The following is a 12,720-nucleotide window of genomic DNA, read 5'->3' on the forward strand; positions in this document are numbered from 1 at the left end:
GGCCGGGAAATGGAATACGGATTCACCACGGCCGCCTATGTCGTTGCGGCAGTTCTGTTCATTCAGTCGCTGGGCGGCCTTTCGGGGCAGGAAAGCGCCAAGCGCGCGGTGTGGTATGGCATTGTCGGCATGGCGCTGGCCGTGGCGGCCACGCTGGTCGGTCCCGGTGCGGGCAACTGGCTGATCTCGGTTGTCATGGTGGCAGCGGGCGGCGCGATCGGCTGGGTCGTCGCCAAGCGCGTGCAGATGACCGAAATGCCGCAACTGGTGGCGGCGATGCACAGCCTCGTCGGTCTGGCGGCGGTGTTCATCGGGTACAACACTCATATCGAACTTGCCCGCGTGGCAGGCATGGACGAAGCGGCCCGCGCCGCGCTGCACGGCTTTGCCGCCGTGGTGGCGCACAAGACGCCGGTCGAAGTGTCGATCCTTCGGGTCGAGACCTTCCTCGGCGTGTTCATCGGGGCGGTCACCTTCACCGGCTCGGTCATCGCCTTCGGCAAGCTGGCGGGGCGTGTGGACGGCAAGGCCAAGAAACTGCCGGGCGGTCACATGCTGAACGCAGGTGCGGCGGTGCTGTCGCTGGCGCTGCTGCTGGTCTATCTGCAATCGGGCTCGACGCTGGCGCTGATCGTGATGACGCTGGCGGCCTTCTTCATCGGCTACCACCTGATCATGGGCATCGGCGGTGCCGACATGCCGGTCGTGGTGTCGATGCTGAACAGCTATTCCGGCTGGGCGGCGGCGGCCATCGGCTTCTCGCTGTCGAATGACCTCCTGATCGTGGTGGGCGCGCTGGTGGGCTCTTCCGGTGCCATCCTCAGCTACATCATGTGCAAGGCGATGAACCGTTCGTTCGTCAGCGTGATCCTCGGCGGCTTCGGTGGCACGACCGGCCCGGCGATGGAAGTCACGGGCGAACAGATCGCCATTGACGCCGAAGGCGTGGCGGCGGCGCTGAACGACGCTGACTCTGTCATCATCATTCCGGGCTACGGGATGGCGGTGGCACAGGCACAGCAATCGGTCAGCGAACTGACCCGCAAGCTGCGCGCCAAGGGCAAGAACGTCCGCTTCGCCATTCACCCGGTGGCGGGCCGTCTGCCAGGGCATATGAACGTGCTCTTGGCCGAGGCGAAGGTGCCCTATGACATCGTGCTGGAGATGGACGAGATCAACGAGGACTTCCCCGAAACGGATGTTGCCATCGTCATCGGCTCGAACGACATCGTGAACCCGGCCGCGCAGGAAGACCCCAACAGCCCCATCGCCGGCATGCCGGTGCTGGAATGCTGGAAGGCGAAACAGGTCTTCGTGTCGAAGCGCGGGCAGGGCACCGGCTATTCCGGCATCGAAAACCCGCTGTTCTACAAAGAGAACACGCGCATGTTCTACGGTGACGCAAAAAAGAGCATCGACGCCCTGCTGCCGATGATCGAGTGATCGCCGCGACATGATGAAAGGCCCCGGCACCACCGGGGCCTTTTGCATTTCAGCAACAGGGGCGATGCATACGCGGGTATGCCTCGATTCCGCTTCCAAATCCGGGGGCGACCGACCCATCAAGGGGCAAAAGCCCGAGACCGAAAATGCCCAAGATCCCCGACCATCCCCTGCGCTATCCGCTGGTGAACGAACTTCATGCCCGGCCCTTCCCGTCGCTGGAGGTGCCCTGCATGGCCGCCTATGTGGCGATCAAGGAGCCGGTGGACGCCCATAACCGCGACCGGAATGCCGACCGTGCGCATCTTCTGGCGCTGCTGGACCGGCATGGCTCGGCCCATCCGCAGCCCGATGCCACGCATTTCTCGGGCGAGATCGGGCGTGCGACGCTGAAATGGGAAAGCCATACCGAGTTCGTCACCTATTCCGCCTTTACTCCGGGCCTGTCAGAGCGCCCGTTCGATGCGGTGGAGGCCAAGGTCTTTCCGACAGAATGGCTGGCGGCGGCGCCGGGCAAGCGGCTTGCCTCGCTCCTGATCCGGGTCGAACCGATGCCGGAAACCGAGGAAGAGATTCTGGCCCGGATCGACGACTGGTTTGTTTCGGAAAGCCTGGCGGTGTCACGCGTGGTCGATGGCGCGGCGATCATCGCGGGCGATTTCCGCATCGACGCGGCGGGACACATGCGCTTTGCGGTTTTCGTGGCGCCGGGCGTCGGCACGCGGCGCGTGGGCCGGATCGTGCAGCGCCTGTGCGAGATTGAAACCTACCGCGCCATGTCGATGCTGGGCCTCAGCCGGGGGCGCGAACTGTCATCACGGCTGAATGCGCTGGATCCGCGGTTGTCGGCGCTGGTCACCAGCCTCGACGCGATGGATCGGGGGCCGGAGGCGGTGCTGCATGATCTGCTGTCGATCTCGGCCGAGCTGGAATCGCTTGCCGTGCGCTATTCCTTCCGCTTCGGCGCGACAGGGGCTTATGAGGCCATCGTATCGCAACGCATCGCGGTGCTGCGTGAAACCCGGCTGGATGGGCGGCAGACCTTTGGTGAGTTTATGATGCGCCGCTATGATCCGGCGATGCGTACGGTGAAATCGACCGAGACGCGACTGGCCACCATGTCGGAACGGACGGCCCGTGCCGCCGAACTGCTGCGCACCCGTGTCGATGTGGACCGCAGCGCCCAGAACCAGCGTCTGCTGGAAAGCATGGACCGCCGCGCCGATCTGCAACTGCGGCTGCAACATACGGTCGAAGGGTTGTCTGTGGTGGCGATCAGCTATTACGCCGTCAGCCTTGCCTCTTATCTGCTGTATCCGCTTGGCAAGCTGGTGCATCTGCCGAAAGAGATGCTGACCGCGCTTCTGGTGCTGCCGGTCATACTGGGGGTCTGGCTGATGATCCGCCGTATCCGGCAAGCGATGCACTGACTGGAAATGCGAACCGGGGGCACGAGGCCCCCGGCTGTTGTTTCAGCGCCCGCGGATCCGCGGATCCAGCGCGTCTCGCAGCCCGTCGCCGATGTAGTTCACACTCAGCACCGTCAGTGAAATGGCAAGGCCGGGCCAGATCACGCGGGCGGGGAACAGCTGCATCTGCTCCACCCCGTCATACAGAAGCCGCCCCCAGGTCGGGAAATCCGGCGGGAAGCCGAGGCCCAGAAAGCTCAGCGCGCTTTCGGTGATGATGGCGCTGGCGATGCCCAGGGTCGCGGCCACCATGATGGGTGACATCACATTGGGCAGCACATGGCGCAGGATCACCCGGCGCGGCGGCGTGCCGATGGACCGGGCGGCCAGCACGAATTCGCGTTCCTTCAGCGCCAGAACCTCGCCCCGCACGATGCGCGCCGCCTGCATCCAGCTTGTCACGCCAATGGCCGAGACGATCAGCAGGAAGGTGCCCGCCTCCGGCCCCAATGCGCCCGCGAGCTTTTCGCGGAACAGCATCACCATGACCAGCAGCAAAGGCAGCAGGGGCAGGGCAAGGAACAGATCGGTCATCCGCATCAGCGGCCCGTCCAGACGCTTGAAATAGCCCGCCAGCACGCCGACGGTCGATCCCAGCGTGATCGAGATGAGCATGGCGACCAGCCCGACCGAGATCGAGACTTTGCCGCCCTCCATCATGCGCAGCAGCATGTCGCGGCCCAACTGGTCGGTGCCGAAGGGAAATTCCCAGCTTGGCGGTTTGTTGCGGAGCTTGATCTGCTGCGCGATGGTCAGATCGGGCGCATCGCGGAAGAACGGCCCGATGGTGACGAACAGCACAAGAGACACCAGCACGATCAGCCCGAGAAGCGCACCCTTGTGGGTGCGGAACTGATCCCAGACATCACGCCACTGGCTGCGCGGCGGTTTCAGCGCGGCGGGGGAGGCAGCGGTTTCAGTCATAGCGGATTCTCGGGTCCAGGATGCCATAAAGGATATCGGCGATCAGGTTGAACAGCACGATCAGGATGGCGAAGATGAAGGTCAGCGTCTGTACCATTGGCAGGTCATTGCCGTGGATGGCAGAAATCAGCAGCTGGCCGAGGCCATTCACCTTGAACACCTGTTCGGTGATGATGGCGCCGCCGAAGATGGTCGGGATGCCAAGCGCGATCACCGTGACCACCGGGATCATGGAATTGCGCAGCACGTCGCGCAGCACCACCACCCGCTCGGTCATGCCGACCGACCGCGCGGTGCGCACATAATCCTGCCCCAGATTGTCGAGCATCGAGGACCGCATGTAGCGGCTGATCTGCGCCGCGTTGTAAAGCGCCAGCACCGAGACCGGCAGCACCATCTGCTTGACCTGCTTGCCGAAGCTGGCCCAGTCCGTCACCCGCAACGTGGTGTCGTAGATCGAGGGGAACCAGCCCAGCTTCACCGAAAAGATCACGATGAGCAGGACGCCGGTAAAGAAGGTCGGCACCGAAAACCCGATCATCGAGATGAAGGTGCCAAGCTGGTCGAACCAGCTGTATTGCCGATAGGCGGAATAAATGCCGATGGGCAGGGCGATCAGCACGCCGATCAGATAGGCCGCGCCGATCACGGTCAGCGTCTGCGGGATGCGCTGCGCGATGATGTCGGCCACCGGGCTGCGGCTTTGCCACGAGATGATGCGCTGCGCGTCACCCGCCAGGTCATAGCCGGTGATGGCGCCAAGGATGTGCAGCGGTTCGATGACGAAGAATTGTTTCAGCCACAGCATATAGCGGAAGAACATCGGCTGGTCGGCGCCAAGCGCCTCGCGCATCTTCTGCTTCACCTCGGGCGGAACGGTCAGTGGCACTTCCGACATCGGGTCGCCGGGGGCGAGCTCCAGCAGCAGGAAGATCACGAGACTGATGAACAGAAGGGTCGGGATGGCCAGCAACAGGCGGCGGATCGTGAATGTCAGCATGGCACGACACCTCGGGTCATGGGTCTTGGCCTCCTGGTCTTGTCGGGAAGGGGGCCGGTGCGGTTGCCGCACCGGCCGGGATCAGAGCCGGGGCTCAGGCCCGCATCACTTCATGCGATACCAGTCCGAGGCATTCCACAGTTCGGAATCCCATGTGTTCAGCACGACACCGCCCAGGGTTTTCGACCGCGCCGACAGACGGCCACGATCCACCAGCGGCACGATGGTCATGCTTTCCTTGGTCAGCATGTCGTTCAGCTTCTTCGCAAGCTCGGCGCGCTTTTCGAGATCGCCGGTTTTGCCCAGCTCCGCGATCATGGCGTCATAGGCCGGGTCGCAGTAGCGGTTGATGTTCTCGCCCTGCCACTGGGTATCCGGGCGCGGGGCCTTGGCGCAGGTATGTTCCGCCAGATAGGCCTCCGGGTCGGTGCCGTCGAAGTTGTTGGCGTACATCTCGACATCGGCATAGAACTTCTGGAACGTGTCGGGCGAACCGGCGTCGCCGCCGAAGAACACCGAACCGTCCACGGCCTTCAGTTCGACCTCGATGCCGATTTCGTTCCACCAGCCCTTGATCAGCGCCTGGAAGTCCTGCCGCACCGGGTTGACCGAGGTCTGATACAGCAGGCTGAACTTCTTGCCGTCCTTGTCGCGGATGCCGTCGCCGTCGCTGTCGGTCCAGCCGGCCTCGTCCAGCAGCTTCTTGGCGCCTTCGATGTCCTGCGTCAGACAGCCGGTGTTATCGGTCGAGGCATACATTTCCGGTGCGGGCACCAGATTGCAGGTCGGACGACCGGCATTGCCATAGCCGATTTCCACCAGCAGGTTGCGGTCGATCGCCATCGACAGGGCCTGACGCACCTTCAGATCCGACAGGATCGGGTGCGGGTGCTTGGCGGTGGAGCGTTCGCCCTCCGGCAGATCGGGCGAGGGATCGGTCATGTTCATCTCGATCCGTTCGACCAGCGTGCCGAAGCCGCTGACGAATTCGCCCTTGCCGCCCTGTTCCATCGCCTGTTGCAGTTCCGGCGGGATCTGGGTGTTCCAGGCATAGTCGAATTCGCCGGTTTCCATCACGGCGCGCGCGGCCGAGGCGGCATCGCCGCCACCCTTCACCGTCACGGTGGCGAAAGCGGGCTTGGCCGGGTCACGGTATTCCGGGTTGGCTTCCAGCTGGATCACGTCATTGGTCTTGAACTCGACCACCCGGAACGGGCCGGTGCCGATGGGGCCAAAGTTCTGTTCGGTACAGGTCGAGGCGGCAGCGCCAAGGCAATTGGCGAACTGCGCCTTCTGAAGCACCGGCGTCGTCGAACCCACGAAAGCCAGATAGGGGTTGGGCTTCGCTTCCTTGAAGCTGATCTTCACGGTCTGCGGATCGACCGCTTCCACCTTTTCCACGCCCTCGAACTTGGCAAGCTGGGCGCAGCCACCTTCGGGATGCATGCAGTATTCGGCGGTGAACACCACGTCATCCGCAGTCACGGGCGAGCCGTCGGACCATTTCAGATCGGGCTTGATCTTCCAGGTGATCGATTTCTGGTCCTCGGCCACGCCGCCGTTTTCCAGGGTCGGGATCTCGTCCACCAGACGCGGGATCATGACGCCCTTCTCGTCGTAGCCTGCCAGCGGTTCGATCACCAGCGAGGCGTTCTCGATGTCTTTGGTCCCCGAGGACAGATAGGGGTTCAGCGTCGAGGGCGCCTGGGAATAGAGGATATTCACATGGCCGTCGGCGCCACGCTCTGCATAGGCGGCCGGGGCGAGCCCGGCCAGAGCGACGGCGCCCAACAGGGCGGCTTTCATTTTCATTGTTACACTCCTTGTTGTTGGCTGTGCTCTTGTGCCCCGGCTTGGCCGGTTTGCCCGGCTCTCGCGGCGTCTATCGGATGAATAAGATGGCAGGCGACCAGGCGGTCGGGCGCCGCCTCCTGAAGCCGAGGTTCCACCTCGCGGCAGACCGGCATCACCTTCGGGCAGCGGGTGCAGAAGTTGCAGCCTTTCGGCGGGTTGGCGGGCGAGGGCACATCGCCCTTCAGGATGATGCGCTGGCGCGCGCCCTCGCGGCTCGGGTCGGGTTCAGGCACAGCCGACAGCAGCGCCTCGGCATAGGGGTGCAGCGGCCGGGCATAAAGCGCGTCCACCGGCGAGATTTCGGCGATCTGGCCCAGATACATCACCGCCACGCGGTCGGCGATATGGCGCACCATGCTCAGGTCATGGCTGATGAACAGATAGGTCAGGCCCAGCCTGTCCTGCAAATCCTCCAGCAGGTTCACCACCTGCGCCTGGATCGACACATCCAGCGCCGCGATGGGTTCGTCGCAGACGATGAACTTGGGGTTCAGCGCCAGGGCCCGGGCAATGCCGATCCGCTGCCGCTGACCGCCGGAAAAGGCATGCGGATAGCGGTTGGCGAAGGCGCGGTTCAGGCCGACGGCATCCATCAGCTCATAAATCCGCGCCAGCTTGTCCGCACTCGACAGCCCGCTGTGTTCGTCCAGCGGCTCGCCGATGATATCGGCCACCGTCATGCGCGGGTTGAGACTGGCCTGCGGGTCCTGAAACACCATCTGCATGGTGGGGCGCTTGCGGCGCAGCGCCTCGGGCGACAGGCTCGCCACATCGTCGCCCGCAATGGTGATCTGTCCTGCGGTGGGTTCGTAAAGCCTCAGCAGGGCTCGCCCAACCGTCGACTTGCCGCAGCCACTTTCGCCCACAAGGCCCAGCGTCTCGCCCTCATAGATGTCAAAGCTGATGTCATCCACCGCCTTCACATCGCCGGTGTGCTTGCGCATCAGACCGCTGTGGATCGGGAAATACATTTTCAGATTGCGCACCTCGACCAGAGGGCGCGTCGTGGTGTCACGCATGGGCAGCCTCCTGCGACGGGTCTTCTGCACCTTCGGGCGACCAATGGCAGGCCACATCATGCCCCTGACCGACAGGGCGGCCATCCACCGGGCGGCGGACCGGGTTTTCCGCCTCGCAGCGCGCGAAGGCATGGGCACAGCGGGCGCGGAACGGGCAGGCGGCTGGGGCGGAACCAAGGATCGGCGGCTGCCCCTCGATCACCTGCAAGCGTTCGCCGCGCTGGCCGCCCAGCTTCGGGATCGTCTTCAGCAGGGCACGGGTATAGGGGTGGCGCGGGTTGCGGAACAGCTCTTTCACCGGGGCCTGTTCCACCACCTGACCGCCATACATCACCATCACCCGGTCGGCGATTTCGGCCACCACGCCAAGGTCATGGGTGATCCAGACAATCGCCATGCCCAGCTTCTGCCGCAGCTCTTTCACCAGTTCGAGGATCTGCGCCTGAATCGTCACATCCAACGCCGTCGTCGGTTCATCCGCGATCAGCACCTCGGGGTCGCAGGCCAGCGCAATGGCGATCATCACGCGCTGCCGCATCCCGCCGGAAAACTGATGCGGATAGCTTTTCAGCCGCCGCCGCGCATCGGGAATGCCCACCAGTTCCAGAAGTTCCACGGCGCGGACTTCGGCCTGCGCCTTCGACAGCCCCATGTGCTTGCGCAGCGGCGCCATGATCTGACTGCCCACGGTAAACACCGGGTTGAGCGAGGTCATCGGGTCCTGAAACACGAAGCCGATGCGGGCGCCGCGCACTTTGCGCAGGGCCTCCGGCGTCGCTTTCAGCAGATCCTGACCGCCGAGCAGCACCTGACCGGATTGCACATCAGCCGGGGGCGAGGGCAGCAGGCCGATCAGCGACATCATCGTCACCGACTTCCCCGAACCGCTTTCGCCAACAACGCCCAGAAGCTCGCCGGGCATCAGATGGAAGCTGACATCATTGACCGCGTGAACCGATCCACCACGGGTGTGGAAAACGGTTTTCAGGCCGCGAACCTCAAGTACGGGCACCGCCCCGTCGGGCATATGTAACTCCCCAAGTTTTTGTTTTTATTCTTGTTTGGACGGTCTCATTTGGATTTTGCCGCCATCTTTGACCAGAGTGTCAGATATTTTTCTTCACCTAGCAAGGCAGTTCTATCACTTTGACGGCAAGAGTTTGCGCTCTGCCTGCGATGGACGCTACGGCACTTGCAAATTGCATGGGCACTGGGCAGGCTCGCCCCGGAAAATGGAGATCGCGATGCCCGAGCAGCTTACGCCACGTCAGATTCTGGACCGGCTGGTGGCCTTTCCGACCGTCAGCCGGGGAAGCAACCTGGACCTTGTGGACTGGGTGGAAAGCTATCTGGCGTCCTGGGGCGTGGCAGCGCATCGCGTCTACAATGAAACCGGCGACAAGGCCGCGCTTTATGCCAGCGCGGGCCCGGCGGTGGAGGGGGGCGTCATCCTTTCGGGGCACAGCGATGTCGTTCCGGTTGACGGACAGGACTGGAGCTCTGACCCCTGGACTGTGACCGAGCGGGACGGGCGGCTTTACGGGCGCGGCACCTGCGACATGAAGGGCTTCGTCGCGCTGGCACTGGCCGCCGTGCCGCTGGCGGTGCAGCGCGGGGTGAAGCGGCCGCTGCAATTCGCGCTGTCCTATGACGAGGAACTGGGCTGCACCGGCGCGCCGCCGATGATCGCCGAAATGGCCCGCACCCTGCCGCGCGCATCTGCGGCAGTGATTGGCGAGCCGTCGCGGATGAAACTGGTGAATGGTCACAAGGGCGGCACCGGCTTCTGGGTGCATGTGAAGGGGTTCGAGGTGCATTCCTCGCTTCTGCCCGAGGGTGTCAGCGCCATCATGGAAGCTGCGCGGCTGATCCAGTGGATGAATGACCGCAATGACGAGAACCGGGCGAAGCCGGTCACCGAGATTGCGGGCCTGTTCCGCCCGCCCTTCACAACGCTGCATTCCGGCCAGATCTCGGGCGGGACGGCGCATAACATCACCGCCGCCGATTGCCGGTTCGTCATGGAATTCCGCGTGGTGCCGGGTGAAAGCGTCGAGGACTGGGCCGCGCGGTTCGAGGCTGAATGCGCGCGGGTTGAGGCTGCGATGAAGGCCGTGCGCCCCGAAGCGGCGGTGCTGCTGGACCGCATCTTCGTGGTGCCCGCGCTGACCCCGGAAACCAATGGCGCGGCCGAGGCGCTGGTGCGGCGCCTGACCGGCGACAACGGCACCATGGTTGTCAGCTACGGCACCGAGGCCGGGCAGTTCCAGGCCGAGGGCTATTCCGCCGTGGTCTGCGGCCCCGGCGACATCGCGCAGGCTCATCAGCCCGACGAATATCTGGAGGTCAGCGAATTCGAGGCAGGCTGGCGCTTCATGCAGGCGCTGGTCGAGGATCTGGCGCAATGATGCCATTCCCGATTTCCGAGGCAACGCCGGTCCGCTTTGCCGGCCCGCTGCCCGACGCCTGCGACGTGGTGGTGATCGGCGGCGGCGTCATCGGGGTGATGACCGCGTGGAACCTTGCCGAACGCGGGCTGCGCGTCACGCTGTGCGAAAAGGGCCGGATCGCGGGCGAACAATCCAGCCGTAACTGGGGCTGGATCCGCCAGCAGGGCCGCGATTTCGGCGAATTGCCGATCATGATGGAATCGCTGCGCCACTGGAAATCGCTGTCGCAGGAATTTGGCGAGGCGCTGGGGTTCCGTCAGGAAGGCGTGATGTATCTCGCCCGGACCGAAGCCGAGATGGCGGGGTTCGAGGCCTGGCGCGCCGAGGCCCGCAGCTTTGGCGTCGATACCGAGATGCAGAGCGCGGGGCAGGTGGCCGAACGCATCGCAGGGGCGGCGACGCCGTGGAAGGGCGGGCTGTTCACCGCCTCCGACGCGCGGGCCGAACCCTGGGTGGCGGTGCCGCTGCTGGCCGAGGGCGCGCAGGCGCGTGGCGCGGTGATCGTGGAAAACTGCGCGGTGCGGGCGCTGGACATCGCGGGCGGTCGCGTCACCGGCGTTGTCACCGAACAGGGCAGCATCGCCTGCGATCAGGTGGTTCTGGCGGGCGGCGCCTGGTCGGCGCTGTTTGCCCGCGCGCATGGCGTGGCGATCCCGCAGCTTTCGGTGCGGGCGACCGTGATGGCGACCGAACCCTTGCCGCAGGTCTTTGCCGGCAATGCGGCGGATGATGCCTTTGCCTTTCGGCGACGTGCCGATGGCGGCTATACGCTCGCCCCCGGTGCGGCACATGACTTCTTCATCGGGCCGGATGCCTTTCGCAACTTCGGCCTCTATCTGCCTGTGTTGAAAAAGGATTTCCGCTCCACGAAGTTCCTTCCCGCCGCACCTTCGCATTACCCCGATGCCTGGGGCACTCCGCGTCGCTGGGCGGCGGATGCAACCAGCCCGTTTGAACGGATGCGCGTGCTGAACCCCGAACCCTCGGCCCGGATTGTTGCCGATGTCTGCCAAAGCTTCGCCGCCTGCTTCCCGCATCTCGGGGCGCCGAAGCTCAAGGCAGCATGGGCCGGGATGATCGACACGATGCCTGATGTGGTGCCAGTGGTGGACCGGGTGGCGGCGCTGCCCGGTCTGGTGCTGGCAACGGGGATGAGCGGCCATGGCTTCGGCATCGGCCCCGGTTTCGGCCGCGTCATCGCCGATCTGGTGGCCGGGAACGATACCGGCCACGATCTGCACCGTTTCCGGCTGACCCGCTTCACCGACGGCAGCAAAATCGCACCCGGCCCGTCATTGTGATCAAATCCCGACACGCCGGGGTTGAAGCGGCGCGGTGATTGTAACAGGCTGGCATCCAAGTCCGCACGCGCGGCCAGGACACGAGGAACGCCATGCCCCCGAAGAACCGATTTGCCGAACTGCTGCCCGAAATCACTGCCTGGCGGCGTGATTTCCATGAAAACCCGGAACTGCTGTTCGAAGTGCACCGCACGGCGGGCAAGGTGGCCGAACTGCTGCGCGGCTTTGGCTGCGACGAGGTGGTGGAGGGCATCGGCCGCACTGGCGTTGTTGGGGTCATCAGGGGCCGGACGGACAGCACGGGCCGTGTCATCGGGTTGCGCGCCGATATGGATGCGCTGCCGATCATCGAACAGACCGGGGTTGAATATGCCTCCAAAACCCCCGGCAAGATGCACGCCTGCGGCCATGACGGCCATACCGCCATGCTGCTGGGCGCGGCCAAATATCTGGCGGAGACCCGCAATTTCGACGGCACCGCCGTGGTGATCTTCCAGCCCGCCGAAGAGGGCGGCGGCGGCGGGCGCGAGATGTGCGCCGATGGCATGATGGACCGCTTCGGCATTCAGGAAGTCTATGGGATGCACAACATGCCCGGCATCCCGGTCGGCCATTTCGCCATCCGCCCCGGCGCCATGATGGCGGCGGCGGATCAGTTCGACATCACCGTGACCGGCAAGGGCGGCCATGCCGCCAAGCCGCATGACTGCATCGACACCACCGTTGTCGCCGCCCATATCATCGTCGCGGCGCAGACCATCGCCAGCCGCACGGTCGATCCGCTGAAACAGGTCGTCGTCTCGATCTGCACTGTCGCCACCGATTCCACCGCGCATAACGTCATTCCGCAGGTGGTGAAGATGAAAGGCACCGTGCGCACCATGGACCCGGCGGTGCAGGATCAGGTGGAACAGCGGTTGAAGGAAATCGTTGAGGGCACGGCGCTGGCTTTGGGCGCGAAGGCCGAGCTGAACTATCAGCGCGGCTATCCGGTGACGATGAACACCGAGGAAAATACCGGCTTCGCCGCCGAGGTGGCGCAGGCGGTGTCCGGCTATGTCGACACCAATACCGCGCCGCTGATGGGGGCCGAGGATTTCAGCTTCATGCTGAACGAACGCCCCGGCGCCTATATCTTCCTTGGCAATGGCGATACTGCGATGGTGCATCACCCGGCCTATAACTTTGACGACAATGCCATTCCCTTCGGCGCAAGCTGGTATGCGGGCATGGTGGAAACGCGGATGCCGGCCGCCTGAC

At 64.4% G+C, this 12,720-nt stretch carries 10 protein-coding genes; 5 read left to right on the forward strand and 5 right to left on the reverse strand.

What is annotated here, in order from left to right:
* Nucleotides 1–9 precede the first annotated feature (9 nt).
* Together IE126_RS06020 and IE126_RS06025 are read left to right on the forward strand one after the other, a co-directional pair.
* On the forward strand, nucleotides 10–1,443 hold the full coding sequence (locus IE126_RS06020) for an NAD(P)(+) transhydrogenase (Re/Si-specific) subunit beta (RefSeq protein WP_054301637.1): 1,434 nt from the start codon (nucleotides 10–12) through the stop codon (nucleotides 1,441–1,443).
* Nucleotides 1,444–1,589: 146 nt separating this feature from the next.
* Complete coding sequence (locus tag IE126_RS06025; RefSeq protein ID WP_054301638.1) at nucleotides 1,590–2,873, forward strand: DUF3422 family protein; 1,284 nt, start codon at nucleotides 1,590–1,592, stop codon at nucleotides 2,871–2,873.
* A 42-nt stretch (nucleotides 2,874–2,915) separates the two neighbouring features.
* Here IE126_RS06025 and IE126_RS06030 read toward each other — a convergent pair whose 3' ends face one another.
* The 5 genes from IE126_RS06030 to IE126_RS06050 form a co-directional block, all read right to left on the reverse strand.
* On the reverse strand, nucleotides 2,916–3,836 hold the full coding sequence (locus tag IE126_RS06030; RefSeq protein ID WP_054301639.1) for an ABC transporter permease: 921 nt from the start codon (nucleotides 3,834–3,836) through the stop codon (nucleotides 2,916–2,918).
* Nucleotides 3,829–4,836, reverse strand: a complete 1,008-nt coding sequence (locus IE126_RS06035) for an ABC transporter permease (RefSeq protein WP_054301640.1) — start codon at nucleotides 4,834–4,836, stop codon at nucleotides 3,829–3,831. Before IE126_RS06035 ends, IE126_RS06030 begins: the two co-directional genes overlap by 8 nt.
* 105 nt (nucleotides 4,837–4,941) lie before the next feature.
* Nucleotides 4,942–6,648, reverse strand: coding sequence for a peptide ABC transporter substrate-binding protein (locus IE126_RS06040; RefSeq protein ID WP_054301641.1), 1,707 nt, complete (start codon nucleotides 6,646–6,648; stop codon nucleotides 4,942–4,944).
* A 2-nt stretch (nucleotides 6,649–6,650) separates the two neighbouring features.
* Nucleotides 6,651–7,709, reverse strand: coding sequence for an ABC transporter ATP-binding protein (locus tag IE126_RS06045; RefSeq protein ID WP_054301642.1), 1,059 nt, complete (start codon nucleotides 7,707–7,709; stop codon nucleotides 6,651–6,653).
* Nucleotides 7,702–8,736 (reverse strand): ABC transporter ATP-binding protein, encoded by a 1,035-nt coding sequence (locus tag IE126_RS06050; protein WP_054301643.1) that lies wholly within the window; start codon nucleotides 8,734–8,736, stop codon nucleotides 7,702–7,704. Before IE126_RS06050 ends, IE126_RS06045 begins: the two co-directional genes overlap by 8 nt.
* A gap of 217 nt (nucleotides 8,737–8,953) precedes the next feature.
* Between IE126_RS06050 and argE the strand changes: the two genes are divergently transcribed.
* The 3 genes from argE (at nucleotide 8,954) to IE126_RS06065 (ending at nucleotide 12,719) form a co-directional block, all read left to right on the forward strand.
* Nucleotides 8,954–10,117, forward strand: a complete 1,164-nt coding sequence (gene argE, locus IE126_RS06055; RefSeq protein ID WP_189380463.1) for an acetylornithine deacetylase — start codon at nucleotides 8,954–8,956, stop codon at nucleotides 10,115–10,117.
* A complete protein-coding gene (locus IE126_RS06060; protein ID WP_229825310.1) occupies nucleotides 10,117–11,460 on the forward strand; it encodes an NAD(P)/FAD-dependent oxidoreductase in 1,344 nt (447 codons plus the stop codon). The genes argE and IE126_RS06060 overlap by 1 nt, the downstream gene beginning before the upstream one ends.
* 92 nt (nucleotides 11,461–11,552) lie before the next feature.
* Nucleotides 11,553–12,719: a M20 aminoacylase family protein gene (locus IE126_RS06065; RefSeq protein ID WP_189380465.1), complete on the forward strand. Its 1,167-nt coding sequence runs from the start codon at nucleotides 11,553–11,555 to the stop codon at nucleotides 12,717–12,719.
* Nucleotide 12,720: the final 1 nt, after the last annotated feature.

This window comes from Gemmobacter nanjingensis (genome assembly GCF_014652195.1).
GTDB lineage: Bacteria > Pseudomonadota > Alphaproteobacteria > Rhodobacterales > Rhodobacteraceae > Gemmobacter > Gemmobacter caeni.